The sequence below is a fragment of the Streptomyces filamentosus genome, assembly GCF_014654895.1.
Taxonomy (GTDB): domain Bacteria; phylum Actinomycetota; class Actinomycetes; order Streptomycetales; family Streptomycetaceae; genus Streptomyces; species Streptomyces filamentosus.
This window is the reverse complement of record NZ_BNBE01000003.1, coordinates 857,384-883,771: the sequence shown is the minus strand read 5'-3', so window position 1 is coordinate 883,771 and position 26,388 is coordinate 857,384. Positions and strand designations below refer to the sequence as shown.

At 73.6% G+C, this 26,388-nt stretch carries 24 protein-coding genes; 6 read left to right on the top strand and 18 right to left on the bottom strand.

Going from position 1 to position 26,388, the window contains the following annotated elements:
- Nucleotides 1-3 precede the first annotated feature (3 nt).
- A complete protein-coding gene (locus IE326_RS31430; protein WP_229915744.1) occupies nt 4-1,110 on the bottom strand; it encodes a LysR family transcriptional regulator in 1,107 nt (368 codons plus the stop codon).
- A gap of 70 nt (nt 1,111-1,180) precedes the next feature.
- On the opposite strand from IE326_RS31430, the gene IE326_RS31425 reads away from it, so the two are divergent.
- On the top strand, nt 1,181-2,341 hold the full coding sequence (locus IE326_RS31425; protein WP_150227349.1) for a TDT family transporter: 1,161 nt from the start codon (nt 1,181-1,183) through the stop codon (nt 2,339-2,341).
- Here the strand turns inward: IE326_RS31425 and IE326_RS31420 are convergent.
- The 4 genes from IE326_RS31420 to IE326_RS31405 form a co-directional block, all read right to left on the bottom strand.
- Entirely contained in the window at nt 2,268-3,014 is a 747-nt protein-coding gene (locus IE326_RS31420) for a helical backbone metal receptor (protein ID WP_190043951.1), read from the bottom strand. The two genes, IE326_RS31425 and IE326_RS31420, sit on opposite strands and share 74 nt — an antisense overlap.
- Nucleotides 3,011-3,562 carry a helix-turn-helix domain-containing protein gene (locus tag IE326_RS31415; RefSeq protein WP_190043950.1) on the bottom strand — a complete coding sequence of 184 codons (552 nt, stop codon included), beginning with the start codon at nt 3,560-3,562 and terminating at the stop codon, nt 3,011-3,013. The genes IE326_RS31420 and IE326_RS31415 overlap by 4 nt, the downstream gene beginning before the upstream one ends.
- 263 nt (nt 3,563-3,825) lie before the next feature.
- On the bottom strand, nt 3,826-5,634 hold the full coding sequence (locus IE326_RS31410; protein WP_190043949.1) for an ABC transporter permease/substrate binding protein: 1,809 nt from the start codon (nt 5,632-5,634) through the stop codon (nt 3,826-3,828).
- On the bottom strand, nt 5,627-6,676 hold the full coding sequence (locus tag IE326_RS31405) for a quaternary amine ABC transporter ATP-binding protein (RefSeq protein WP_229915743.1): 1,050 nt from the start codon (nt 6,674-6,676) through the stop codon (nt 5,627-5,629). The genes IE326_RS31410 and IE326_RS31405 overlap by 8 nt, the downstream gene beginning before the upstream one ends.
- A 394-nt stretch (nt 6,677-7,070) precedes the next feature.
- On the opposite strand from IE326_RS31405, the gene IE326_RS31400 reads away from it, so the two are divergent.
- Both IE326_RS31400 and IE326_RS31395 read left to right on the top strand, forming a co-directional pair.
- On the top strand, nt 7,071-7,991 hold the full coding sequence (locus IE326_RS31400; RefSeq protein ID WP_190044262.1) for a 5'-3' exonuclease: 921 nt from the start codon (nt 7,071-7,073) through the stop codon (nt 7,989-7,991).
- Nucleotides 7,992-8,157: 166 nt separating this feature from the next.
- The gene (locus IE326_RS31395; RefSeq protein WP_190043947.1) at nt 8,158-9,006 is read left to right on the top strand and encodes a siderophore-interacting protein; all 849 of its coding nucleotides are present in this window, start codon (nt 8,158-8,160) and stop codon (nt 9,004-9,006) included.
- Between the two features lie 60 nt (nt 9,007-9,066).
- On the opposite strand, the gene IE326_RS31390 is transcribed toward IE326_RS31395, so the two are convergent.
- A complete protein-coding gene (locus tag IE326_RS31390; RefSeq protein WP_190043946.1) occupies nt 9,067-9,771 on the bottom strand; it encodes a MerR family transcriptional regulator in 705 nt (234 codons plus the stop codon).
- Nucleotides 9,772-9,999: 228 nt separating this feature from the next.
- Here IE326_RS31390 and IE326_RS31385 point away from each other — a divergent pair, with 228 nt between their 5' ends.
- Nucleotides 10,000-10,890: a hypothetical protein gene (locus tag IE326_RS31385; protein ID WP_190044261.1), complete on the top strand. Its 891-nt coding sequence runs from the start codon at nt 10,000-10,002 to the stop codon at nt 10,888-10,890.
- A 97-nt stretch (nt 10,891-10,987) separates the two neighbouring features.
- A complete protein-coding gene (locus tag IE326_RS31380) occupies nt 10,988-11,914 on the top strand; it encodes an ADP-ribosylglycohydrolase family protein (RefSeq protein WP_190043945.1) in 927 nt (308 codons plus the stop codon).
- A 99-nt stretch (nt 11,915-12,013) separates the two neighbouring features.
- Here the strand turns inward: IE326_RS31380 and IE326_RS31375 are convergent, their stop codons facing one another.
- The 12 genes from IE326_RS31375 to IE326_RS31320 all read right to left on the bottom strand — a co-directional run bounded on the left by IE326_RS31375 (nt 12,014) and on the right by IE326_RS31320 (nt 25,174).
- Nucleotides 12,014-13,378, bottom strand: coding sequence for a cytochrome P450 (locus IE326_RS31375; protein ID WP_229915787.1), 1,365 nt, complete (start codon nt 13,376-13,378; stop codon nt 12,014-12,016).
- Nucleotides 13,379-13,757: 379 nt separating this feature from the next.
- A complete protein-coding gene (locus tag IE326_RS31370) occupies nt 13,758-16,586 on the bottom strand; it encodes a DEAD/DEAH box helicase (protein WP_190043943.1) in 2,829 nt (942 codons plus the stop codon).
- Between the two features lie 227 nt (nt 16,587-16,813).
- Nucleotides 16,814-17,761: a twin-arginine translocase subunit TatC gene (tatC, locus tag IE326_RS31365; protein ID WP_150227360.1), complete on the bottom strand. Its 948-nt coding sequence runs from the start codon at nt 17,759-17,761 to the stop codon at nt 16,814-16,816.
- Between the two features lie 62 nt (nt 17,762-17,823).
- Nucleotides 17,824-18,111 carry a Sec-independent protein translocase subunit TatA gene (gene tatA / locus IE326_RS31360; protein ID WP_150227361.1) on the bottom strand — a complete coding sequence of 96 codons (288 nt, stop codon included), beginning with the start codon at nt 18,109-18,111 and terminating at the stop codon, nt 17,824-17,826.
- A gap of 187 nt (nt 18,112-18,298) precedes the next feature.
- Complete coding sequence (locus IE326_RS31355) at nt 18,299-18,496, bottom strand: hypothetical protein (protein ID WP_150227362.1); 198 nt, start codon at nt 18,494-18,496, stop codon at nt 18,299-18,301.
- Between the two features lie 35 nt (nt 18,497-18,531).
- Nucleotides 18,532-18,786, bottom strand: a complete 255-nt coding sequence (locus IE326_RS31350) for a hypothetical protein (RefSeq protein ID WP_190043942.1) — start codon at nt 18,784-18,786, stop codon at nt 18,532-18,534.
- 96 nt (nt 18,787-18,882) lie between these two features.
- On the bottom strand, nt 18,883-19,836 hold the full coding sequence (locus IE326_RS31345; protein ID WP_190043941.1) for a helix-turn-helix transcriptional regulator: 954 nt from the start codon (nt 19,834-19,836) through the stop codon (nt 18,883-18,885).
- A gap of 17 nt (nt 19,837-19,853) precedes the next feature.
- A complete protein-coding gene (locus IE326_RS31340; RefSeq protein WP_150227365.1) occupies nt 19,854-20,810 on the bottom strand; it encodes a helix-turn-helix transcriptional regulator in 957 nt (318 codons plus the stop codon).
- 127 nt (nt 20,811-20,937) lie between these two features.
- Entirely contained in the window at nt 20,938-21,318 is a 381-nt protein-coding gene (locus IE326_RS31335; RefSeq protein WP_030759640.1) for an FKBP-type peptidyl-prolyl cis-trans isomerase, read from the bottom strand.
- A gap of 96 nt (nt 21,319-21,414) precedes the next feature.
- Nucleotides 21,415-22,353 (bottom strand): FKBP-type peptidyl-prolyl cis-trans isomerase, encoded by a 939-nt coding sequence (locus IE326_RS31330; RefSeq protein WP_150227366.1) that lies wholly within the window; start codon nt 22,351-22,353, stop codon nt 21,415-21,417.
- Nucleotides 22,354-22,471: 118 nt separating this feature from the next.
- Entirely contained in the window at nt 22,472-23,833 is a 1,362-nt protein-coding gene (gene pafA / locus IE326_RS31325) for a Pup--protein ligase (RefSeq protein WP_030759634.1), read from the bottom strand.
- A 69-nt stretch (nt 23,834-23,902) separates the two neighbouring features.
- On the bottom strand, nt 23,903-25,174 hold the full coding sequence (locus IE326_RS31320; RefSeq protein WP_150227367.1) for an MFS transporter: 1,272 nt from the start codon (nt 25,172-25,174) through the stop codon (nt 23,903-23,905).
- A 131-nt stretch (nt 25,175-25,305) separates the two neighbouring features.
- Between IE326_RS31320 and IE326_RS31315 the strand changes: the two genes are divergently transcribed.
- Nucleotides 25,306-26,325: a LacI family DNA-binding transcriptional regulator gene (locus IE326_RS31315; RefSeq protein WP_190043940.1), complete on the top strand. Its 1,020-nt coding sequence runs from the start codon at nt 25,306-25,308 to the stop codon at nt 26,323-26,325.
- Nucleotides 26,326-26,388 lie beyond the last annotated feature (63 nt).

Below are 26,388 nucleotides of genomic sequence, written 5' to 3'. Positions count from 1 at the left end.
GCCTCAGCCCGCCGGGCGGGCCCTGGTCAGGGAGAGCAGGTCGCGGGCCGGGCCCGTGGGGCGGTGGCCCGTCGGCCAGACGGCCCGCAGGTCGCGGCTGAGCCGCGCCCCCTCGACCGGGACCGCGACCAGGCGCCGGGAGGACAGCTCCTCGGCGATCGCCAGCTCGCTGAGGACGGCGGGGCCCGCGCCGCTGACCGCCGCCGCCTTCACGGCGGTGGTCGAGGCCAGTTCGAGGAGCGGGCGGGCCAGCCCGCCGTGCCCGGCGAGCGCCGCGTCGAGGACCTGCCGGGTGCCCGAACCGTGCTCCCGCAGCACCAGCGGGGTCGCGGCCAGTTCGGACGGCGTGATGGGGGCCCGGCGGCGGGCCCACGGGTGGGAGGGCGCGACGACGACGGCGAGCCGGTCGTGGGCGACGACGGTGCCGTCGAGCCCGTCCGGCACGGCCAGGCCCTCGACGAAGCCGAGGTCCGCCTCGCCCGCGAGCAGCCGCTGCGCGACCACCGCCGAGTTGCCCGCCTGGAGCGACACCGCGGTGTCCGGGCGCTCGGCGCGCAGCGCGATGAGCCAGCCCGGCAGCAGGTACTCGGCGATCGTCATGGACGCGACGACCCGCAGCCGCGAGTCCCGGCGCCCGCGCAGCGCCTGCACCCCGGCGTCGAAGGACTCCGCCGCCTCCACGATCCGCCGCGCCCAGTCCGTCACCAGCGCGCCCGCGTCGGTGAGCCGGGAGCCGCGCGGCGAGCGGTCGACGAGGGCGACGCCGAGCTGCCGCTCCATGGAACGGATCCGGCTGCTGGCGGCGGGCTGGGTGATGCCGACCTCGCGGGCGGCCGCGCCGAGGCTGCCGAGCCGGGCGACGGCGAGGAGCAGTTCGAGCGCGCCGAGGTCGGGGACCCGGTGCGAGAGGTGTGCGGCCACGGGCCCGAAAGCCGCGCCCCCACCCGTGCCCGTACCGAGAGCGGTGCCCGTGCCCGTGCCCGTACCCGCCGAGGCGGCCAGGATCGCGGCCGCGGCCGTGCCCCCGCCCGTGCCCGAGCCCTCACCCGTACGCGCGCCCGTCCCCGAGCCCCCGCCCGTACCCGTACCACCGTCCCGCTCCCTGCTCATAAAGCCAGCTTATGACGTCATAGCCGCATGATCCCTGGTGGGGGCGGGCGGCGGACGGGACGGTGGGGACATGGCAAGCCTCGCACCCACCCGCTCCCTCCTCGGCGCCACCACCCCCGGCGCCCGGGCGTCCCGCTCGGTCCGTCACCTCGGGCCCAACTGGTACGCCTCCGTCATGGGCACCTCCGTCGTCGGCACGGCGGGCGCCGCGCTCCCGGTGGACGTGCCCGGTCTCCGTACCGCCTGCACCGCCGTCTGGGCGCTCTCCCTCGCGATGCTGGTCACCCTGCTCACGGCCCGGGCCGCGCACTGGCGCCGCCACGGCGACCAGGCCCGCGCCCACCTCCTCGACCCGGCGACGGCCCCCTTCTACGGCTGTCTGTCGATGGCGCTGCTGGCCGTCGGCGGCGGCACGCTGACGCTCGGCCGGGACTGGATCGGGCTGCCCGCCGCCCTCGCCCTCGACACGGTCCTGTTCACCGCCGGCACGGCGGTGGGGCTGGTGGCCGCCGTGGCCGTGCCGTACCTGATGGTGGTCCGGCACCGGATCGAACAGGCCTCCCCCGTCTGGCTGCTGCCGGTCGTCGCGCCCATGGTCTCCGCCGCGCTCGGCCCGCTGCTCCTCCCCCACCTGCCCGCGGGACAGGCCCGGGAGACACTGCTGATCGCCTGCTACGCGATGTTCGGCATCAGCCTGCTCGCCACCCTGGTGATGCTGCCGCTCGTCTTCGGCCGGCTGGTCCTCGACGGGCCGCTGCCCCTCGCACTGACCCCCACGCTCTTCCTGGTCCTCGGCCCGCTGGGACAGTCGACCACCGCTGCCAACGCTTTCGCGGACGTCGCGGGCGGGGTGGTCCCCGACACCTACGCGCACGGCTTCGCCGCCTTCGCCGTCCTCTACGGCGTCCCGGTGATGGGCTTCGCGCTGCTGTGGCTGGCGCTCGCCGGGGCGATGGTGGTGCGGGCCCGGCGCGCGGGCATGGGCTTCGCGATGACCTGGTGGGCCTTCACCTTCCCCGTGGGCACCTGCGTCACCGGCGCCGAGGGGCTCGCCCGCCACACCGGCCTGGACGCCTTCCGCTGGCTGGCGATCGCCCTCTACGCGCTCCTCGCCGCGGCCTGGCTGGTGGCCGGGGTCCGCACCGCGCGCGGTCTGCTCAGCGGAGCGCTGCTCGAAGGTCCCGCGCGAGCAGCCTCGGAGCCCGCGCGAGCGACGGCCCGTACCAGGTGAGCATCCGTCCGTCGACGAGCGCGGCCGCGGCCCCGGGGAACGCCTCGGGGCCGTCGTCGGCGGTGAAGCGGTACGGCTCGTCCGGGAGGACCACCAGCCGGGGGCGGGCCGCCGCCAGCTCGCCGGCCGGCACCTTCGGATAGCGCTCGGGGTGGTCCGCGTACAGGTTGCGGACGCCGAGGCGGGCGAGGAGGTCGCCGGCGAAGGTGTCCCGGCCGAGGACCATCCAGGGCCGCCGCCAGATCGGCACGACGGCGGTCACCTCCTCCTCCGCCACCGGCTCCGCGGCGGCCCACGCCTCCTCCGCCTCCGCCAGCCAGGACGGCCGGCGGGGCGCGCCGCAGGCGGCGAGGACGTCGCCGAGGGCGGCCAGGCCCTGGTCGAGGGTGCGGACCTCGGTGACGAGCACCTCGGCGCCGCCGGCCCGCAGGGCGTCGAGGTCGGGAGCGCGGTTCTCCTCCTCGTTGGCGAGGACGAGGTCGGGGCGGAGGGCGAGGACGGCGGGCACGTCGGGGTTCTTGGTGCCGCCGATCCGGGCGACGTCGAGCCCGGCGGGGTGGGAGCACCAGTCGGTGGCACCGACGAGCAGCCCCGGGGCGGTGACGGCGACCGCCTCGGTGAGCGACGGGACGAGCGAGACGACCCGGGGGACCGCGCCCCTGACGCGGGTCACTCCTCCTCGACCTCGACGTGGTCGGCGACGGCCACGACGACGAGCCGGGTGCCGGGTTCGGTGGCGCGCCAGCGGTGCGGGACGCCGCCGGAGAGGTAGAGGGAGTCGCCGCGGCCGAGCCGGTGGGCGCGGCCCTCGGCCTCGACCTCGGCGGCGCCGTCGGCCACGTACAGCAGCTCGGCGTTGCGGTGCTGGAACTCGCGGCCCGCGTCCTGCTCGCCGGTGAACTCCAGGGCGTGCAGCTGCTGCCGGCCGCGGACCAGGCGCCGGACGCCCGCCGGCAGCTCCTCGGTTCCCTCGCCCGCGCGGACCACGTCGACGGTGCGGGCCGCCTCGGCGACGGCGAGGAGTTCGGCGGCGGTGGTCTGGAGGGCCTCCGCGACCAGTTCGAGGGAGCGGCGGCTGGGGCGGGCCCGCTCGTTCTCGATCTGGCTGAGGAACGGCACGGAGAGGCCGCTGCGGGAGGCGACGACGGCCAGGGTGAGCTGGAGGGCCCGGCGGCGCCTCTTGACGGCCGCGCCCACGCGGGGTGCTTCCTTCTCGTCCATGGCGGCTCCCTCCCTCTGCTGGCTGCCTCGTCGCGTACCGGCCGGTTACCTGAACCTTACGCAGCTTTGGGCCGGGGTTTCGCGTCGTGGCGGAAAGGCGGCGGGAAAGGGGCCGGGACGGCGACCGGAAAGGGACCGGGCGGGTACGGAGCGGAGCCGGACGCCTACGGAAAGGAAGGGGCCGGCGACGAGAAGAGACGAGAAAGGGGGGCGGCCGACAGCCGCCCCCCTTTCGTCCCCTCACGCGCCCGTGGGGGCCGGGATCACTGCGGAGCGAGCCGCTCCGCGAGGCCCGGCTGGGCGTCCAGCCAGGTGCGGACGGCCTGCTGCTCCTTGCCCTTGCCGGTCTCCTGGATCTCCGCCTCCAGGCCGGTGAGCTGCTTCTCGGTGAGCTCGAAGTCCTTCAGCCAGGCGCTGACCTCGGGGTTGTCCGCACCGAAGCCCTTGCGGGCGAGGGTGTGGACGCCGTCGCCCTCGCCCCACACGCCCTTCGGGTCGGCGAGCTTCGTCAGCTCGTGGGCGGAGTAGGCCCAGTGCGGCGACCAGAGGGTGACGACGACCGGCTCCTTCCGCTCGTACGCGCGCTTCAGCTCGGCGAGCATGCCGGGCGTGGACCCGTCCACGACCTCGTACTCGCCCTCCAGGCCGTACTCCTTGAGCACCTTGTCCTTGAGGATGCCCATCATCCCGGCGCTGGGCTCGATGCCGACGATGCGGCCCTTGAAGCGGTCGCCCTTGCCCTTGAGGTCGGCGAGGGACTTCACGTCCTTCACGTACGAGGGGACGGACAGCTCCAGGGAGGTCGGGCCGTACCAGGAACCGAGGTCCTCCAGCTTGTTCCCGTACTTCTCCAGGTACTGGGCGTGGGTGACGGGCAGCCAGGCGTCGGTCTGGAAGTCGATCTGCCCGCCGGCCAGGCCGGTGTACAGCGCACCGGCCTCCAGCTGCTTGGTCTCCACCTCGTAGCCGCGGCGCTCCAGGAGCTCCTTCCACAGGTAGGTGGAGGCGATGCCCTCGTCCCACGGGATGTAGCCGATGCTGACCTTCTTGCCGTGCCCGCCGCCGGGTCCCGCCGCGGTCGTCGAGGTGGTGCCGGAGCCGCCGAGGAAGCCGGCGCCGCCCGCGACGAGCGCGAGGACGACGATGCCGACGAGGGCGGTGACGGGCTGCGGGCGGTGCGCCCACAGCTGCGCGGTGCGGCGGCGGGCGGTGGCGGCGCGGGCCTTGGCGAGGGCGCGGCGGCCCAGCGGGGAGACCTGGCGGCCCAGGGCGCCCGTCATCCGGTCGAGGTACATGGCGAGGACGACGATGGAGACGCCCGCCTCGAAGCCGAGGCCGATGTCGACGTTGCCGATGGCCCGGTAGACCGCGCCGCCGAGTCCGCCGCCGCCGACCATGCCGGCGATGACGACCATGGACAGGCCCAGCATGATGACCTGGTTGACGCCCGCCATGATCGTCGGGACGGCGAGCGGCAGCTGCACGCGCAGCAGGGTGTCGCGCGGGGTGGTGCCGAACGCCTCGGCCGCCTCGACGAGTTCGGCGTCGACCTGGCGGATGCCCAGCTCGGTCATGCGGACGCCGGGCGGCAGCGCGAAGACGATGGTGGCGATGATGCCGGGGACGACGCCGACGCCGAAGAAGATGATGCCGGGGATGAGGTAGACCATCGCCGGCATGGTCTGCATGAAGTCGAGGACCGGCCGCAGCACGGCGCTGACCGTCTTCGACCGGGCCGCCCAGATGCCGAGCGGCACGGCGATCACCAGCGTGACCAGGGTGGCGACGAGGACGAGCGAGAGCGTCGCCATCGCCTCGTCCCACAGCTGGACGGAGTCGACGAGCACCAGGCCCGCGAAGGCCAGCAGCCCGGCGGCGAGGCCGCGCAGCCACCAGGCGGCGACGGCGAGGATGCCCGCGAGCAGCAGCGGCTGCGGCGCGGACAGGACGGCGTCGATGCCGTCGTACAGACCGGTGATGCCGGAGCTGACGGCGTCGAACAGCCAGGAGAACTGCGCCTGGAGCCAGTCGACGGAACTGTCGACCCAGGAGCCGAGCGGAAGCCTAGGCACGCAGGGTCACCTCCTCGGGCGTCAGCCCGCCCATCACGGCGAGAAGCTTTTCCTTGTGTACGACTCCGAGGGCGGAGCCGCCGGGGTCCCGGACGGTCACCGGGTGCGGGCCCGCGGCGGCGAGCGCGCACAGGTCGGCGAGGAGCGTGTCGGGGCCGACGACCGGGGCGTCCGGGTCGACGGGCCCCTCGGCGGCGGTCATCACGGCGGAGGCGGTGAGCACCCGGGAGCGGTCGACGTCCTGGATGAAGGAGGCCACGTAGTCGTCGGCGGGCCGGACGAGGATGTCCTCGGCGGTGCCGAGCTGCACGATCCGGCCGCCGCGCATGACGGCGACGCGGTCGCCGATGCGCATGGCCTCGTTGAGGTCGTGGGTGATGAAGACGATCGTCTTCTTCAGCTGCTTCTGGAGCACCAGGAGCTGGTCCTGCATGTCGCGGCGGATCAGCGGGTCGAGGGCGCTGAAGGACTCGTCCATGAGGAGCAGGTCGGCATCGGTGGCGAGCGCCCGGGCCAGGCCCACGCGCTGCTGCATGCCGCCGGAGAGCTCGTCCGGCCAGGACTTCTCCCAGCCGGCGAGGCCGCACAGTTCGAGGGCCTCGGCGGCGCGCTTCTCGCGCTCGGCGCGCGGGACGCCCTGGACCTCCAGGCCGTAGCCGGCGTTCTCCAGGACGGTGCGGTGCGGGAAGAGCGCGAAGTGCTGGAAGACCATGCTGACGCGGCGGGAACGCACCTCGCGCAGCGCGCGGGGGGAGAGCGCGGTGAGGTCGTCGCCGTCGAAGAGGACGCGGCCCGCGGTCGGTTCGAGCAGGCCGTTGAGCATGCGCAGGAGGGTCGACTTCCCGGATCCGGAGAGGCCCATGACCACGAAGATCTGGCCCGGCTCGACCACGAACGAGGCGTCGACGACGGCGGCGGTGACGCCGTCCTCGCGCAGTTCCTCGCGGTCGGCGCCGGCCGCGAGGGCACGGACGGCGTCGGATTCGTCGGCGGGCCGTCTGCCGAACACCTTGAACAGGTGGTCGGCCTGGAGCCTGGACACATTCACCTCACGGGTAGCAGGGAGCACGGCCCGACACCCCCGCGGCCGGACCGTGGAGCGGCGCGGGATCGGCCCGCGACACCCGTCGCGTACGGGGCCCATTGCTCAGGGCCCCTTACCGGGTCCGCTCCGGGCACGCCCCTGCCCCGGCCCCCGGAGGGCAAACGCGAAGGTGACGGGGGTCACGGAGGGGGAATGGGCGGGGTTCGGCCTGGTGGGGGGGGCGGGGTTCGGTCCGGCGACGGGGGTGCCGGGGGCGGCGGAGGGCGGCGGGGGTGCCGGGGGACGGTGGCGGGGGTGGCTTCGGCCCGGCGGCGGGGGCCGGGGGCGATGGCAGTGAGTCCGGTCCGCTGTCGGTGGGGTGCGGCATGATCGGGGGGTGACGCGACGCCTGATGCTCCTGGACACCGCCAGCCTCTACTTCCGCGCGTACTTCGGCGTGCCGGAATCGGTCCGGGCCCCGGACGGGACCCCGGTGAACGCCGTGCGGGGACTGCTCGACTTCATCGGCCGACTGGTGCAGGACCACCGGCCGGACGACCTGGTGGCCTGCTGGGACGACGACTGGCGTCCGCAGTGGCGGGTCGACCTGATCCCCTCGTACAAGGCCCACCGGGTGGTCACCGAGACCGCGGCCGGCCCGGACGTGGAGGAGGTCCCCGACACCCTCTCCCCGCAGGTGCCGGTGATCGAGGAGGTCCTCGCGGCGCTCGGCATCGCCCGGATCGGGGCGGCGGGCTTCGAGGCGGACGACGTCATCGGCACCCTGACGGAGCGGGCGGAGGGACCGGTGGACATCGTCACCGGCGACCGGGACCTCTTCCAGCTCGTCGACGACGAGCGGGCGGTCCGGGTGCTGTACCCCCGCAAGGGCGTCGGCGACTGCGACCTGGTGGACGACGAGCTGATCCGCGCGAAGTACGGGGTCCGCCCCGACCGGTACGCCGACTTCGCAGCCCTGCGCGGCGACGCCAGCGACGGCCTGCCCGGCGTGAAGGGCATCGGCGAGAAGACGGCCGCCCAGCTGATCACCGAGTACGGCGACCTGGCGGGCGTCCGGGCGGCCGCGGCGGACCCCGCGTCGAAGCTCACCCCCGCCAAGCGGCGCGGGATCGTCGAGGCGGCCTCCTACCTGGACGTGGCGCCGACGGTGGTCCGGGTCGCGCGGGACGTCCCGCTGCCGGACTTCGACCCGGCCCTCCCGACCGCCCCCCGCGACCCGGCGGCCCTGGAGGCCCTGGCGGCCCGCTGGAACCTCGGCGGGGCGCTCGGCAGACTGCTGCCCACCCTGGCGGGCCCGCGCGCCGGGGCGTGACGGCACGGCCGGCGACGGGCGGCGCGCGGACGTGACGGCGTCCGGCGGAGCGCGACGGCCCGCGGGATGTTAACTTAGGCATACCTAAGCTCGAAGCGCATCCGGAACGGTGGTGCGCCTCGCCGCACCACCCCAGGCAGTCCGCAGGCAGTCAGGAGAGTCCGCCGTGGCAGAGCAGCCGGCCCGCAAGGCCCCCAGGGCCACCGAAGCGCACGTGGTGCGCACCGAGCGGATCACCCCGCACATGGTGCGGATCGTCCTCGGCGGCCCGGGGCTCGACGGCTTCGACGCCGGAGCCTTCACCGACCACTACGTGAAGCTGCTCTTCGCCCCCGAGGGCGTCACCTACCCGGAGCCCTTCGACATGGAGCGGATCCGGGCGGAGCACCCCCGCGAGGAGTGGCCGACCACCCGCACCTACACGGTGCGCGCCTGGGACCCGGTCCGCCACGAGCTGACCCTGGACTTCGTGGTGCACGGCGACGAGGGCCTGGCCGGCCCCTGGGCGGCCCGCGCCCAGGTCGGCGAGACGGTGCGCTTCCTCGGACCCGGCGGCGGCTACGCCCCGGACCCGGCGGCCGACTGGCACCTCCTCGTCGGCGACGAGAGCGCGCTGCCGGCCATCGCGGTCGCCCTGGAGCGGCTGCCCGCCGGGGCGAAGGTGCACGCCTTCGTCGAGGTCGAGGACGCGGCCGACGAGCAGAAGTTCGCGACCGAGGCGGGCATCGAGGTGACCTGGCTGCACCGCGAGGGCCGCCCGGCCGGCGAGGCGCTGGTCGAGGCCGTGCGGGCCCTGGACTTCCCGGCCGGCGACGTGCACGCCTTCGTCCACGGCGAGGCCGGCTTCGTGAAGGAGCTCCGCCGTCACCTGCGCATGGAGCGCCGGGTGGAGCGCGAGCGCCTGTCCATCTCGGGCTACTGGCGCCTGGGCAAGACGGACGAGGGCTGGCGCGCGATCAAGCGCGAGTGGAACGAGCAGGTGGAGCGGGAGCAGGAGTCACAGCAGGCCGCCTGACCCGACCCGTATGAGGGAGAGGGGTGGAGGACCGCCGAAGCGGTCCTCCACCCCTCTCCCTCATACGCCTTCCGCCCTCTCCGTCTCCCCCTCGTCCTCTCCCTCTCCCTCGCGGCCGAAGAGGCGGTACGAGGCGTCGGTGTGGGCGAGGCGGCGGAGCGCGGCGAAGACCGCGTCGCCGAGCGCGGTGCCCACGGCGACGCTCTCGACGAGTTCCTCGCGGGCCACGTGGTGCGCGACGTACTCCAGGTCGACCCGGGCGACCCGCTCGGCCGCGTCCGCGTAGACGTCGAGCACCTCGGCGAACCGTCCGTGGCCGACCGATTCGAGCGCCGTGAGGGCAACCGCCAGGGCCTGCCCCGCCGGGCTCTCGGCATAGCCGTGCCAGCCCCGCTCGTCGAGCAGCGTCCCGACCCGCTTGCGCGCCTCGGCCGACCCGGGCCCCGCGTCCTCCCCCTCGTCGTCGCCCCCGGCGGAACCGTCGCCATAGCGGGGCACCATGCGGTGGGCGGCCTCGCCGAGCAGCTCGTGGACGGGCCGGCCGGGATCGTCTATGGCCGCGATCACCTCGCCCACGGCCGCCACGGACATGCCGCCCACGTCGATCAGGGCGCGGATCAGGCGCAGCCGCCGCACATGCGTCTCTTCGTACGCGGCCTGGTTCGGGCTCGTCAGCCGACCGGCCGGCAACAGGCCCTCCCGTACGTAGAACTTGATCGTGGGCACCGAGACCCCGGTCCTGCGGCTCAACTCACCGATGCGCACCGCGCGTTCACCTTTCCGCTGCACTCCCGGCCTTGCCGGACTCCCCTCCATCATAGATAGTGTGACTATCAGATAGCGGCAAGCGTCACTATCCATATCGACTACGGGGGGATCCGTATGTCCACGCACATATCCACGCCCGCGCCCACCGCCCCTTCACCGCCCCCGGCCCCGGCCTTCCCGACAGGCGGCCGCCCGCACCGGCCCCTCCTCTGGTTCGCCGCCTCGATGGCCGCCTTCGCCCTGCTCTCCGCAGGCGGGATCCTGCTCGACGACCGGACGCTCGCCGGGGCCCCGATCTGGTCGAAGCCCTTCAAGTTCGCGGTCTCGTTCGTCGCCTACGGCCTGTCGCTCTCCTGGATGCTCAGCCTCCTGCCGCGCGGCCGGCGGATCGGCTGGTGGGCCGGGACCGTCGTCACGGCCGCCAGCGCCCTGGAGATGATGCTGATCACCCTCCAGGTGATCCGCGGCAAGCAGAGCCACTTCAACCAGGCGACCCCCTTCGACGCCGCCGTCTTCCAGGCCATGGGCCTCACCGTCGTGGTCCTCTGGCTCGGCGCACTGGCCATCGCCGTCCTGCTGCTGCGCGCCCGCTTCCTCGACCGCGCCACCGCCTGGGCGGTCCGCCTCTCCTCCCTGATCGCCCTCGCGGGCGCCGCCGTCGGCTTCCTGATGGTCCGGCCCACCCCCGGCCAACTCGCCGCCACCGACCCGCCGATCGTCGGCGCCCACAGCGTCGGCGTCCCCGACGGCGGCCCCGCCCTCCCCGTCACCGGCTGGGCCGCCACCGGAGGAGACCTGCGCATCGCCCACTTCTTCGGCATGCACGCCCTCCAGCTCCTCCCCCTCCTCCTCCTGCTCCTGACCGCCCTGGCCCCCCGCTTCCCCCGCCTCGCCGACCCCCGCGTCCGCCTCCGCCTCACCCTCACCGCCTCCGCCGCCTACGCCGCCCTCTTCGCCCTCCTCACCTGGCAGGCCCTCCGGGGCCAGCCCCTCCTCCACCCCGACCCCACCACCCTCACCGCCACCGCCGCCCTGGCCGCCCTCACCACCACAGCCGCCCTCCTCTCCCTCCGGCCCCCCTCCCCCTCCCCCTCCCCCACCCCCACCCACCCCTAGCCCCTGCCCCTGACCCCACCCCCTCCTCACCCCATCCCGCCCCGCTCCACCTCTCCCACCGCAAGGCGTCTCGGCCCAAGGCGCCTACCCTGACGCCATGGTTTCCCCCGATCGCGCCGTGGGCGCCGTCCTCGGCTCCGCCGTCGGCGACGCCCTGGGCGCGCCCTTCGAGTTCGGTCTCCCCGGCATGTTCCGCGCCCGTTTCCCGGACGGCGCCGGGGAGTTGTGCGGAGGCGGCGGCTGGGACCCCGGCGAGGCCACCGACGACACGCAGATGGCCGTGCTCGTCGGGGAGTCGCTGCTGGAGCGGGGCGAACTCGACCTGCCCGACGTGTTCGACCGCTTCCGCCGCTGGGCGGCGGCCGACCCCAAGGACATCGGCCTGCTGACGGAGCGGGTGCTGCTGGGCGGCGAGCCGTGGGACCTGGCGGCTGCCCTGGACTTCCGGGTGGAGGGCCGGGGCGCGGGCAACGGCTGTCTGATGCGGGCCTCCACGTCCGCCGTCCGGTTCGCCTCCCGGGGACGGGCCGCCACCATGGAGGCCGGCCGTCGGCTCGCCGCCCTCACCCACGGGGACGAAGCCGCCTGGGAGGGCACCGCCCTCCTGCACGAACTGGTCCGCGTCGCCCTCCTCGGCGAGGACCCCCTGACCGCGCTTCCCGAGACCCTGGCCGAGGTCGTCCCCCGTCACCGGGACCGCTGGGCCGCCGCTCTGGCCCCCGGCTGGCGGCCGGAGGACGCGACGGAGTTCAACGGCGCCGTCTGGCCCTGTCTCGCATCCGCCGTCTGGGCCCTGCGCACCACCGCCACCTTCGAGGAGGCCCTCGCGGCCGCCGTCGACCTCGGCGGTGACACGGACACGGTGGCCGCCGTCACCGGCATGCTGGCCGGTGCCGTCCACGGCGCCGGGGCGATCCCGGCCCGCTGGACGACCGCCTTGCACGTCCCCCTCCCCGGCTTCGGCGACCGCGTCCTGCGCGCGGACGACCTGCGGACCCTCGCTCTCGCCCTCGCCGCGGCGTGACTCCGCCGACGGGCCGCGCGCCGATCGGCGGCTGCCGCACCCGGCTCACCCCCTCCCCCGCTCCGACCCCTGGCCCCCACCCTGGTCCTGATCCTGGCCCTACTCCCGCTCCCGGCCCCGGCTCCGGGTCCTGATCGTGGCCAGGACCTCGCGGTCCGGTTGGAGGGTCAGGCTCGGGACGGGGCGGATCTCGGGGGCGGTGACGTCGAGGTCGTAGCGACGGGCGAGGGCCGCGAGGACGAGGACGGCCTCCACGAGGGCGAAGCGGGTGCCGAGGCAGACGCGGGGGCCGCCGCCGAAGGGGTACCAGGCGTACTCGGGTATCTCCTCGGCCGGACGGCCCTCCTCGTCGGTGAGCCAGCGCTCGGGGCGGAAGGTCTCGGGGTCGGCGTACCAGCGGGGGTCGCGGTGGGTGGACCACTGGCTGGACCAGACGCGGGTGCCGGCCGGGATCGGAGTGCCGCCCAGGGTGGCGCCCTCCTTGGCGATGCCGGTGAGGAGCCAGATCGTCGGGTAGAGGCGGAGGGTCTCCTTGACGACGGCCTGGGTGTAGACGAGGGAGGCGTAGTCGTCGTAGCCGGGCTCGTGGTCGGGGAGGACCCGGTCCAACTCCTCGGTCAGCGTCCGGCGGACCGCCTCGTTGCGGGAGAGCAGGTACCAGGCCCAGACGAGGGTGGAGCTGGTGGTCTCGTGGCCGCCGACGTAGAGGGTGACCGTCTCGTCGCGGATCTCGCGGTCGGAGAGGTGGGCGCCGGTCTCGTCCCGGGCGGTGAGGAGCCGGCTGAGGAGGTCGGGGCGGTCCTCCTCGCCGTCGCGGTGGCGGGAGACGACCCGGGCGACCTCCGCGTCGATGACGGCGGTGGCCCGCTTGATGCGGGCGCGCCCGGGGGTGGGGACCCAGTCGGGCAGGAGGGCCCCGATGCCGCTGAGCTCCGCCCCGATCTCCTGCTGGGCGACGTCCATGGCCCGGCCGATCGCCTCGGCGTCGGCGGCGGTGTCCGCGCCGAAGATGGTGCGGACGGCGATGAGCTGGGTGAGGGCGGCCATCTCCTTCTTGATGTCGATCCGCTGTCCGTCGCTCCAGCTGTCGGCCAGGGCGACGGCGCACTCCGCCATGGTGGCCGCGTAGGAGCGGACCTGCTTGGGGCGGACGGACGGCTGGACCAGGGAGCGCTTGCGGCGCCAGTCGCGGCCCTTGGCGACGACGACGCCGTTGCCGAGGAGGGTGCGGATGGCGATGCCCAGGTCGGGCTGGTCGAAGGTGCTCTCGACCTCGGTGAGCAGTTCCCCGATGTTGTCCGGGTGGGCGACGAAGAGGGCGGGGCGGGGGCCGAAGCGCCAGCGGACGAAGTCGCCCCGGTCCCGGAGCAGTTCGAAGAAGGCGAGGGGGTCCTTGCCGAAGGCCGGGAGGTTGCCGAGCAGCGGCACCCCACGCGGCCCTTCCACGAAGTCCGCGAAACCCACGGAGCCCGTGGAGCCCGTGGAGTCCGCAGAGCCCGTGAATCCGGCGTCGGCCTGTGTGGTCACGTGCGTGTCCCCTCCCCAACTCGCTTTCCCTGTGTGCGAGTCCATGCAAGCGGAAGGCTCCGGCACCGCGCCAGCCCTGTGGACGACCACCTGTGGAAAACCGCCGGGAAATGGTCCGGAATCGATTCGGAACCGCTTCAGGGCCGATTCGGGACCGGCTCAGGGCCGATTCGGGACCGGCTCAGGACAGGCTCTGGACCGCCCTGGGGGCCGACCCGGGACCGGCCCAGGGCCGCTTCGGGGCCACCTCCGGACCGACCGGAAGGGCCCGTGGCGTTCCCCGCCACGGGCCCCTCACCACCAGCTTGACGGCACGTCAGCCGACCGAGCTGTACGCCACCACTCCGCGCAGCAGCGACTCCACGGCCTTGCGCGCGTTCTTCGCGACCGTGCTGTTCTCCTTCGGCGCGGCGGCCGCGATCTGACCGAGGACGTCGATGACCTGCTTGCACCAGCGGACGAAGTCGCCGGCGGGCATCTCGGCCTCGCGCAGCACCTCGTCGAGGCTCTTGTCGGAGGCCCACTGGTAGGCGGCCCAGGCGAAGCCGAGGTCGGGCTCGCGCTGGCCGACGCCCTCCGCCTGGTTGATCTTGAACTCCTCCTCCAGGGCGTCGAGGCGGCCCCAGATGCGGACCATCTCGCCGAGGGCCGCCTTGGCCTGGCCACCGGGCACCTTGGGCGCCACGGCGTCGTCGGCCTGCCGGGCCTCGAAGACGAGGGCGGAGACGCAGGCGGCGAGTTCGGCGGGGGCGAGCCCCTCCCAGACGCCTTCGCGGAGGCATTCGCTGGCGAGCAGGTCGAGCTCGCCGTAGAGCCGGGCGAGCCGCTTGCCGTTCTCGGTGACCTCGTCGCCGCGCAGGTAGTCGAGCTCGGTGAGGAGCGCGACGATCCGGTCGAAGGTGCGGGCGATGGTGTTCGTCCGGCCCTCGATGCGTCGCTCCAGCTGCTGGGTGTCGCGCTGGAGGCGGTGATAGCGCTCGGCCCAGCGGGCGTGGTCCTCGCGCTCGTCGCAGCCGTGGCAGGGGTGCGCGCGGATGGCCGTGCGCAGTCTGCTGATCTCGCGGTCGTCGGCGGCGGCGGAGCGCTGCTTGCGGTGCCGGTCGGGGTTGAGGTGGCCGGCCTTGGAGCGGAGCGCGGAGGCGAGGTCGCGGCGGGACTGCGGGGAGCGGGGGTTGAAGGTCTTGGGGATCCGCATCCGCTCCAGGGCCTCCACCGGGACGGGGAAGTCGATGGAGGCGAGCCGCTTGACCTGCCGTTCGGCCGTGAGGACGAGGGGCCGGGGCCCGTCGTGGTGTTCGAAGCCCCGGTGGCCGTTGGTGCGGCCGGCCGGGATGCCGGGGTCGAGGACGAGCGCCAGGCCGGCGAACTTCCCCGTCGGCACGTGGATGACGTCGCCGGGCTTCAGCTTCTCCAGGGACGCGGCGGCCTGGGCGCGCCGCTGGGCGGCGCCCTGCTTGGCCAGGTCCGTCTCGCGGTCCTTGAGGTCGCGGCGGAGCCGCGCGTACTCCTCGAAGTCGCCGAGGTGGCAGGTCATGCCCTCGCGGTAGCCCTCCAGCCCCTCCTCGTTGCGCTGGACCTGGCGGGAGATGCCGACGACGGAACGGTCCGCCTGGAACTGGGCGAAGGAGGTCTCCAGGAGTTCCCTGGAGCGGTGCCGGCCGAACTGCTCGACCAGGTTGACCGCCATGTTGTACGAGGGGCGGAAGCTGGAGCGCAGCGGGTAGGTGCGGGTGCCGGCGAGGCCGGCGAGGTGGTCCGGGTCGAGGCCGCGCTGCCAGAGGACGACGGCGTGGCCCTCGACGTCGATGCCGCGGCGGCCGGCCCGGCCGGTGAGCTGGGTGTACTCGCCGGGGGTGATGTCGGCGTGCTGCTCGCCGTTCCACTTGACCAGCTTCTCCAGGACGACCGACCGGGCGGGCATGTTGATGCCCAGGGCGAGCGTCTCGGTGGCGAAGACGGCCTTGACGAGGCCGCGGACGAAGAGCTCCTCGACGACCTCCTTGAAGGTGGGGAGCATGCCGGCGTGGTGGGCGGCGATGCCGCGCTCCAGCGCCTCCAGCCACTCGTAGTAGCCGAGGACGTGCAGGTCCTCGTCGGGGATGGAGGCGGTGCGGGCCTCGACGATCTCGCGGACCCGGCGGCGGCCCTCGTCGTCGTTGAGCCGGAGGCCGGCGTAGAGGCACTGCTGGACGGCGGCCTCGCAGCCGGCGCGGCTGAAGATGAAGGTGATGGCGGGGAGGAGGCCCTCGTTGTCGAGCCGCTCGATGACCTCGGGGCGGCCGGGGGTCCAGATGCGGGAGCGCTGGCGGCGCTCGCGCTCGCGGTCGGCCTCGCGGACCATCTTGCCCCGGCGCCGGTCGCGGGGGTTGTACGTCCGCTGGTTCTCGGTGCGGGCGAGGCGGAGAAGGTCGGGGTTGACCTCGCGGCGGGAGGCGCCGCGGCCGCCGTGGTCGGTCTCCTCCTCGAAGAGGTCGTACATCCGGCGGCCGGCGAGGACGTGCTGCCAGAGGGGTACGGGGCGGCTCTCGGAGACGATGACCTCGGTGTCGCCGCGGACGGTGTCGAGCCAGTCGCCGAACTCCTCGGCGTTGGACACCGTGGCGGAGAGGGAGACGAGGGTGACCGACTCGGGGAGGTGGATGATCACTTCCTCCCAGACGGCGCCGCGGAAGCGGTCGGAGAGGTAGTGCACCTCGTCCATCACGACGTAGCCGAGGCCGGAGAGGGCCTGGGACCCCGCGTACAGCATGTTGCGGAGGACCTCGGTGGTCATGACGACGATCGGCGCGTCGCCGTTGACGCTGTTGTCGCCGGTCAGGAGGCCGACCTTGTCGGGGCCGTACCGCTTGACGAGGTCGGCGAACTTCTGGTTCGACAGCGCCTTGATGGGTGTCGTGTAGAAGCACTTGCGGCCCTGGGTGAGGGCGAGGTGGACGGCGAACTCGCCGACGATGGTCTTGCCGGAGCCCGTGGGGGCGGCGACGAGCACGCCCTTGCCCGCTTCGAGGGCCCGGCACGCCTCGATCTGGAAGGGGTCCAGTCCGAACTCGTACATCTCTCGGAACGGGGCCAGCGCGGTGGCCTGCTCTGCGTTGCGCGCGCGTGCGGCCGCGTACGCCTCGGCTGGGGTGAGGTCCTCTGTCATCTTGTCTTCGAGCCTACCCGCCACCTCCGACAGTGACGCGATCTTTATCGACGGGCTTCGGCGGCGCGTTCAGCGGGCGGGCGCGGGGCGGCGCGGGCCGGGCGTCCCGGGTGACCCGGCGGGCGCGCCGCGTGACGGCGGGCCCCTTGGCACGGCGAAGCCCCCGGACGGTGTCCGGGGGCTTCGCGGAGACCCGGGCCGCGGGCGGGCGGCCGGGCCGGGTGGCGTCAGGTGATGTCGTCGTACCCGCCGGCGCGGTGGGCGCGGGCGCCGTCCGTGTCGCCGGACGCCTGCTCGGGCAGGGCCCGGGCAGCGGGGACGGAGTCGAGGGCGCCGATGGGCTCGGGGGTGAGGTCGAGCACCGACGCCTCGTCGTCGGAGAGCTCCGCGTCGGGGTTCGCGCGGGCCCGTCGCCGGTCGTTGAGCAGCGAGAAGCCGACGGCGAGGAAGTAGAGGAGGGTGATCGGTCCGGCGAGGGCGATCATGCCGACGGGGTCGGTGGTGGGGGTGATGACGGCGCCGAAGACGAAGACGCCCATGATCACGCCGCGCCACCAGCCGGCCATGCGGCGGCCGGAGAGCACCCCGGTCAGGTTGAGCATCACCAGGATGAGCGGGAGCTCGAAGGCGAGGCCGAAGACGAGCACCATGCGCAGGGTGAAGTCGAGGACGTCGTTCAGCGCCAGGAGGTTCGCGGAGCCGCTGGGCGTGAGGCTGATGAGGACCTTCACGCTGATGGGGAGGATGAGGTACGCGAGGTAGGCGCCGGCGCCGAAGAGCGGCACGGCCGCGCCGACGAAGGCGTACGTGTACTTCTTCTCGTTCTTGTGCAGCCCGGGGGCGATGAAGGCCCACAGCTGGTAGAGCCAGACGGGACTGGCGAGCACGAGGCCCGCCGTCAGCGACACCTGGATCGTGGTGCTGAAGGGGGCCATCAGCGTCTGGAAGGTGACGGTCGCGCAGTTGCCGCCGTCACTGGTGACGCCCTCGGGGCATCGAGGCACGGGCTGCGACAGGAATTGCAGCAGTTTCTCGCTGTACACGAGGGCGACGATGGTCACCGCCGCGATGGCGAGGAGAGCCTTCGCCAGGCGGTTGCGGAGTTCGCGCAGGTGCTCCACGAGGGGCATCCGGCCCTCGGGATCCTTCTCCTGCTTGCGGGCAGACTTGAGCAACCCACGTCCTCATCTCGATGCGGCTGGCCGCCGCCCGGTTGCGGCGGCCGCGACGGGGCGGGTCAGCGCTTGGTGGTGTCCGTGGACTCGGCGACGGGACGCGAGCTGGTGACGTCGCCGGGGGCGGCCTGGATGGTCCGCGGGGCCGCCTGCTGGTCCTGGGCGGCGGGCTGCGGCGGGTCGGCGGGGGCGCTCTGCTGGTCGTCGTTCTTCATCGCCTTGGCCTCGCTCTTGAGGATGCGGGCGGACTTGCCCAGCGAGCGCGCCATGTCCGGGAGCTTCTTGGCGCCGAACAGCAGGATGATGACGACGAGGATGAGAATGATCTCGGTGGGGCCGAGCCTACCCATAGCTGTTTACCTTCTTCACCGAGGCGACATTGGAGTGCGTGCCCGGCCGGTCGGACATGCGTCCGGCCATCCGCGCTGTCTGCGATCGTAACCCGCAGGAGTAAACGCCGGGCAATGCCCTTGCATACTCGCGATTGCGTCCGAGAGGCCCTGATCAGCCTCGATACGGGCACCGTACGGCACCGACTCAGGGCAGGGAGCGACCGGTTCGGGCCAGTCCGGTCGCGGCGCTCTCCAGGTCCTCGGCGGCGCGCTGGATCCGCTGTGTGGTGACTTCCACTTGACGGCCGAGGCGCCGGACCTCCAGGAAGACCTTGACGGCGAGGACGCCGAGGACGGCGAGGCCGAGGAAACCGAGGGCGATCGCGAGCATGGGCCAGAGCATGTGCCGAGCCTAGTCCCTGGCGGGCGGCGGGCCGGTCAGGCGGTGGTGTGGAGGCGGAGGGTGCGGACGCCGCCGACGGTGAGGAGTTCGACGATGCGCTCGCCCGCGGGCTTGCGGACGGAGCTGCCGCACTCCGGGCAGGTGAAGGAGTAGAAGGTGGTGCGGCGGCTGGCTCCGATGGCCAGGCGCAGGGCGCCGGCGGCGAGTTCGAAGCGGCAGCGGCAGTCGGGGCAGGCGGCCTTGAAGAGGACCGGGGTCACCGAAGCCGTCACGGTGGACATCACGGACATTTCCCCCAACTTTCCCCGGTCCGGGCCATCCCGGCCCGGACTCCCCACACCTTCATGACACCCGCCCCCGAGGTGCGAGGGGCGTTCGAGAACGGCTCACACACCCTCGTACGCGGCGAGCGCGGCGGTCGCCGCCTCCCGGGCGCTGTCCGCGAGGCCGGACGGCGAGACGATCCGTCCGTCGCTGCCCAGTCGCAGCGCGAGCCGCTTCAGGGAGGCCGGGTCGGGGGTGCGCAGGGTGATCCGCAGTCCGCCGTCGGGCAGCTCCTCGGCCCGGTCGTGCGGGTAGTACTCGGCGACCCAGCGGCCGCCGGGGCCGACCTCGACCACCACCTCGGGGTCGTCGGCCGAGGGCTGGACGAGTCCCTCGGACAGGTCCCGCAGCTCCAGCTCCGGCGGCGCGGCGGCCTCCTCCAGGATCCGGATCTCGGCGACCCGGTCCAGCCGGAAGGTGCGGCGCGCCTCGGAGAGCCGGCACCACGCCTCCATGTAGGTGTGGCCGACGGCGAAGAGGCGGATGGGGTCGACCTCGCGCTCGGTGAGCTCGTCGCGGGCCGGGGAGTAGTAGCGCACCCAGAGGCGGCGGCGCTCGGAGATGGCCCGGTCGACCTCGGCGAAGACGCCGCCCTCGGACTCGAAGGTGACCGACAGGCGGGAGCTGGCGCCGGCCACCTCGCCGGCGGCGGCCTCCAGCTTGGCGGTGGCGCGGACCAGCGCGTCCCGGTCGCCCTCGCGGAGCCCCGGCAGGGTGGCGACGGCGCGGGCGGCGACGAGCAGCGCGGTGGCCTCGTCGGCGGCGAGCCGCAGCGGCTCGGCGACGTCGTCCGGGTTGTGCCACCAGATCCGGTCGCCGTCGGTGTCGATGTCGAGGAGGTCGCCGCCCCGGAAGCTGGTGCCGCACATGGGCAGCACGTCGAGGTCGGAGATCAGCTCGTCCTCGGTGATGCCGAAGGCGCGGGCCACGTCGGCGACGTGGGCGCCGGGGCGCTCGCGGAGGTAGGTGACGAGGGAGAGCATCCGCCTCGTCTGGTCGATCGCGTTGGCAGCCATGCGGTTCGTTCTCCCCCTCAGCCCTTGGCGACGGCGCGCAGCCGCTCCACCACGTCGGCCCGCAGGTCGGCCGGTTCCAGTACGACGACGTCGGGACCGAACTCGACGAGCCAGGCGTCGAGGCCGTGCCCGTACGGGATCTCCAGCTCGTCCCAGCCGTCGGCGCCCTCGCTCGTCTCGGTGGCGCGGGCCCGCAGCGGGTAGCCGCAGCCGGCGCGCAGCCGGATCCGGGCGGAGCGGGTGGCGGTCTCCCCCGCCCAGCTCTCCACGGTCTCGCGGACGGTGACGGCGTCGGGCACGGGCGCGGTGAAGGCGCCGGCCCGGGAGCGGACCTTCCCGGTGATGCGGGAGAGGCGGAAGACGCGCTCGGCGCCGCGGTCGCGGTCCCAGCCGGCCAGGTACCAGTGGCCGCGCCAGCACTCCAGCGTCCAGGGCTCGACCTGGCGGGGCTCGGGGCGGGCGGCGTTGGCCTTGCGGTACTCGAAGACGACGGGGCGCCGGTCGCGGCAGGCGAGCATCAGCGGCTCGAAGGCGGCCTCGTGGACCGGGATGCGGGGTTCGAGGGCGCTGGGGTGGTGCTCGTACGCGTCCTCGGCCTCGGGCATGCCGGCGGCGCGCAGCTTCTGGAGGGCGCCGCTGGCGGCGCCGGCGAGGCGGGCCTGCTGCCAGACCTTGGCGGCGAGGCCGAGCGCGGCGGCCTCCTCGGCGTCCAGGGTGATGGGCGGGAGGCGGTTGGAGTCGCGGCGCGCGAGGTAGCCGGTCTCTCCGTCGAGGTTCTCGACGGTCTCGATCACCAGTCCGAGCTCGCGCAGGTCGTCCTTGTCGCGCTCGAACATGCGGTTGAAGGCCTCGTCCCCGCTGGCCTCCATGTACGCCTCGATGGAGCCGCGCAGCTCGCGCTTGCTGAGGGCGCGGCGCGTCCCGAGCAGGCACAGCGCGAGATTCATGAGCCGCTCGGCCTTGGCAATCGCCATGGACGCCCTGCACCCTCTTCCCGGTTCCGTTCTCGGACGTCCGACCGTACCGCCCCGGGGTGTCCGGACAAAAGCCGAGGGCCCCCGCCGTGCAGGCGGGGGCCCTCGGTGGGGACGCGGGGCCGGATCAGCCCTTCTTCACGCCCACCAGGTCGCAGACGAAGATCAGGGTCTCGCCGGGGCCGATCTTGCCGCCCGCGCCGCGGTCGCCGTAGGCGAGGTGGGCGGGGATGATCAGCTGGCGGCGGCCGCCGACCTTCATGCCCTGGACGCCGCGGTCCCAGCCCTGGATGACCATGCCGGCACCGAGCGGGAACTCCAGCGGGGTGCCGCGGTTCCAGGAGGCGTCGAACTCCTCGCCGGAGTCGAAGGAGACACCGACGTAGTGGACGTTGACGGTGTCACCGGCGGCGGCGACCTCGCCGTCGCCCTCCCAGATGTCCTTGATCTCCAGGTCGGCCGGCGGCTCGCCGCCCGGGAAGTCGACCTCGGGCTTCTCGATGCTCACTGCAGTGTGCTCCTCATACGGATGAAACCGCGCGGACGATGGCCCGCGCGACCCGCCCAACCTATCGCGAGGCGGCCCGGGACGCGCGGGAACCCTCTACTGCTTGGCCAGGATGTCCACGGTGAAGACGAGCGTCGACTTCGCCGGGATGGGGCCCTGGGCCTGGTCGCCGTAGCCGTCGGCCGGCGGGACGACGAGCAGCACGCGGCTGCCGACCTTCTTGCCCTCCAGGCCCTTGCTCCAGCCCTTGATGACGCCCCCGAGCTGGAAGGTGGCCGGGGCTCCCCGGTCGTAGGAGCTGTCGAACTTCTTGCCGTCCTTCCAGAGCACGCCCTGGTACTGGACGGTCAGGGTGTCGCTCGCCTTGACGGCCTCGCCCTTGCCCTCGATGACGTAGTTCGAGACGAGCTCCTTCGGCGGGTCCGTCTTCGGCACGGTCAGCGAGGGGGCCTTGCCGTCGGTGTTGGTGCCGACCTTGGGCAGGTCCTTGTTCTCCTGGGCGACGACGGTGCCCTCGGCGGCCTTCGGGACGGTGGTCGCCTTCAGGATGTCGACGACGAAGACCAGGGTGGCGCCGCCCTTGATGCTCGGCGGGGAGCCCTGCTCGCCGTAGCCGAGCTCCGGCGGGATGCCGATCTCGACGCGGCTGCCGACCTTCTGGCCCTTCAGGCCCTGGTCCCAGCCCTTGATGACCTGGCCGGCGCCGAGGGTGAGGGTGAAGGGCTCGCCGCGGTCGAAGCTGTTGTCGAACGGGGTCGTCGAGTCCCAGGTCTGGCCGAGGTAGTTGACCTGGAGGGCGTCGCCCTCCTTGGTCACGGGGCCGTCGCCCTCGCTGACGACGTTGACCTTGAGCTCCTTGGGCGGGTCGCCCTCGCCCTTCGCGAGGGTCGGCTTCTCCCCGAACTTCGCGCCTGCGGTGATGGCGGGAAGCCCGTTGGTCATCGAGGCGTTATCGGAGCCCTTGGTGTCGTTGCCGCACGCCGCTGTCGACAGCAGCAGCAGCGGGACGACGAGAAGGCCGGCAAGTCGGCGCACGTGTTCCTCAGATCTCAGACGGCACGGTAGTTGTCCGGACACTCTAGGGGACCGTCCCGTGACGTCCAGGGCCCCGCGCGTCGCACGCGCGGGGCCCTCGTACGGCCTTTTGACCGTCCTACATACCGGCGATCAGCTTCTCCACCCGGTCGTCGACCGAGCGGAAGGGGTCCTTGCACAGGACCGTCCGCTGCGCTTGGTCGTTGAGCTTCAGGTGGACCCAGTCGACGGTGAAGTCCCGGCGCTGCTCCTGGGCGCGGCGGATGAAGTCGCCGCGGAGCCGGGCCCGGGTGGTCTGCGGGGGCACGGACTTGCCCTCGAAGATCTTCACGTCGTTGCAGATCCGCGCCGCCTGTCCGTTCTTCTGGAGCAGGTAGTACAGCCCGCGGCGGCGGTGGATGTCGTGGTAGGCGAGGTCTATCTGGGCGACCCGCGGGTTCGACATGGTCATGTTGTGCTTGGCGCGGTAGCGCTCGATGAGCTTGTACTTCATCACCCAGTCGATCTCCGTCTGGATGCGGTCCAGCTCCTCCTGCTCGATCGCGTCGAGCGTGCGGCCCCACAGTTCGAGCACCTGAGCGACCGTGCCGGAGCGGATGCCGCGCCGGTCGACGAAGTCGGACGCCTTCTCGAAGTACTCGCGCTGCACCTCCAGGGCGGAGGCCTCGCGGCCGCTGGCCAGGCGCACCTTGCGCTGGCCGGTGATGTCGTGGCTGACCTCGCGGATGGCCCGGATGGGGTTCTCCAGGGTCAGGTCGCGCATCACCGTGCCGGCCTCGATCATGCGCAGCACGAGGTCGGTGGCGCCGACCTTGAGCAGCATAGTCGTCTCCGACATGTTGGAGTCGCCGACGATGACGTGGAGCCTGCGGTAGCGCTCGGCGTCGGCGTGCGGCTCGTCCCGGGTGTTGATGATGGGCCGGGAGCGGGTGGTGGCGGAGCTGACACCCTCCCAGATGTGCTCGGCGCGCTGGGAGACGCAGTAGACGGCGCCGCGCGGGGTCTGGAGGACCTTGCCCGCGCCGCAGATCAGCTGACGGGTCACCAGGAAGGGGATGAGGATGTCGGCGAGGCGGGAGAACTCTCCGTGGCGGGCGACGAGATAGTTCTCGTGGCAGCCGTAGGAGTTTCCCGCGGAGTCGGTGTTGTTCTTGAAGAGATAGACGTCGCCCGCGATTCCCTCCTCGTGCAGGCGGCGTTCGGCGTCCACGAGGAGACCTTCGAGAATGCGCTCGCCTGCCTTGTCGTGGGTGACGAGTTCGATCAGGTCGTCGCATTCCGGTGTGGCGTATTCCGGATGCGAACCCACGTCGAGGTACAGGCGGGCGCCGTTCCGCAGGAAGACATTGCTGCTGCGGCCCCATGACACGACTCGGCGGAAGAGGTACCGCGCCACTTCGTCGGGAGACAGTCGGCGCTGTCCCCTGAACGTGCATGTGACGCCGTACTCGTTCTCCAGCCCGAAAATGCGGCGGTCCATGTCTGAACATTACGCCTGACGGCCTGTGCTGAAACCGGGTTGGACGTTCCCGTTTCGATCATTTTCCGATCAGAGGGCGTTCTTTTCCGTGTGCACGGGGGTGTCGGCGCCCCCGCTCGCGGCGTGTCGCGAGCGGGCACCGGGCGCGTCCGGGGCGCGCAGCACCCGGCCGGTGGCGAGGAGCACCAGCAGGGCGACCAGGCCGCCGGCGCCGGCCACGGCGAATCCGGCCGCCGTCCCGGCGAGTTCGACGACCGGGCCGGCGGCGGCGGAGCCCAGGGCCGCGCCGACGCCGAAGGTGGTGACCAGCCAGGAGAAGGCCTCGGTGACCGTGCCGGCCGGGGCGTGCCGGTCCACCACGATGAAGGCGCAGGCGAGCACGGGGGCGAGGAAGAAGCCGGAGAAGGCCGCGAGGGCGGTCATGGCGACCGGGTCCGGGGTGAGCGTCAGGGGCAGGTAGCCGAGGGCCAGGAGGGCCACCAGGGCGCGCAGCCGGCCCTCGGGCGCGCCCGCCCACCGCCGGGCGCCGTAGAGGACGCCGCCGCAGAGGGCGCCGAGGCCGAGGGCGGCCATCAGCCAGCCGTAGACGGCGGGGGCGCCGCGGTCGTCGGCGTAGGCGACGGCGGCCACCGTGATGGAGCCGAGGGCGAGGCCGACGAAGAAGAACGAGCCGAGCAGGGCGAGCAGCCCGGGCGAGCGCAGCGCGCCGAGCCAGTGGGCCTCGCGGGGCGCGGACCGCCAGGCCCGGGAGGGCTCGGAGAGGACGACGGAGAGGGCTCCGAGGACCCCGAGGAGGTTGATGACGAGGAGGGCGGCGGCGGGCGACCACAGGGCGACGAGGAGGGTCACCAGGAGCGGGCCGACGGTGAACATGACCTCCTGGGCGACCGCGTCGAGGGCGTACGCGCGGTGCACCCGGTCCTCGCGGCCCAGGACGCTCGGCCAGAGGGCCCTCAGGCCGCCCTCCAGGGGCGGGGTGAAGAGGCCGGCGAGGACGACGGCGGCGTAGGCGAGGGGGAGGTTCCCGAGGCCGGCGAGGGCGAAGAGCGCCATGCCGAGGGCGGAGAGCACGGCGGCGGGGAGCTGGACGCGCGGCTGGCCCTTGAGGTCGACGGCGCGGCCGAGGAGCGGCTGCCCGACGGCGTTGGCGAGGCCGTACGCGGCGACGAGGCCGCCCGCGAGGGTGTAGCTGCCGCCCTGGTCGCGGACGAAGAGGGTCATGGCGACGGGGCCGGTGCCGTTGGGCAGCCGGCCGACCAGGGTGCCGGTGAGCAGGCGGAGCGCGTGCGGCGCCCGCAGGATGTCGCGGTAGCCGCCGTGGGCGGTGGCCTCGGTGGCCATGTGGGTCTCCCCTCCGTCGGCCCGAGCCGAGGTTTTACGTATAACGTCCGTGCTCATACGTACCATGTCGGCGTGTCGCGGGTCCACCCCGCGGCTCCGCCCCCCAGACCAGCGCCCGACGCGGAGGCCCCGTGCAGACCCCCGAACCCCCCGGCGGCCCCCGTCCGACCAGCCGGGACGTGGCCCGGACCGCCGGGGTCTCGCAGGCCACCGTCTCCCTGGTGCTCGGCGACAAGTGGCGCGGCCGGGTCTCCGAGCGCACCGCGGACGCCGTCCGGGCCGCCGCCCGCGAGCTCGGCTACCGCCCCAACCTCGCCGCCCGCAACCTGCGCCTGGGCCGCACCCGTACGGCCCTGCTGGTGGTCCCCGCGCTCACCAACGAGTTCTTCGCCCACGTCTACACGGGCGCGGCCGACGCGGCGGCGCGGCACGGCTTCGGCGTCGTCCTCTACCCCTCCCCCGACGGCACCGGGCCGGCCCGGGACCCCTTCGCCTCGGCCCAGGCGGCCCTGGACGGGGTGCTGGCCTCCTCGATGGCGACCGCGGCCCTGGACGCCTTCCGCGGCGGCGACCTGCCGCTCGTGATGCTCGACAGCGACCCGGCGGAGCCCGGCGCGGCGGCCCACGTCAACCTCGACGTCGCCGAGGGCATGCGGCTGGTCACCGGGCACCTGCTCGCCCTCGGCCACCGCCGCTTCCTGCACCTGGCGTCGGCGGCGCCCTCCTGGACCTTCGACGTCCGGGCCGCGGTGCTCGCCGGGGCCCTGCGGGGGACGGAGGTGCGGACCGTACGGGCGCCGCTGACCGTCGCGGACGCGCGGGAGGCCGCCGGGGCGGCCCTCGCCGCGCCCGGGCCCCGCCCCACGGCGGTGATCTGCGACGACGACATCCTCGCCGCCGGCGTCTGCAAGGCGGCGCGGCGGCTCGGCCTGCGCGTCCCGGAGGACCTGTCGGTCACCGGCTTCGACGACATGGCGCTGGCGACGGCGGTGGAGCCGGAGCTGACCACCGTCCGGCTGCCTGCCGAGGAGTTCGGGCGGCGGGGCATGGAGGCGCTCCTCGGCGTCCTGGCGGGTGATCGGCCCCGCCCGGCCGTCCTGCCCGTGGAGCTGGTCCCCCGGGCCTCCACGGGCCCGGCACCGGCCGTCTGAGCCCCTTCCGCTACGCGTGGGGGCCCGGTCCTGACAGGACCGGGCCCCCACGCGTACCGTGCG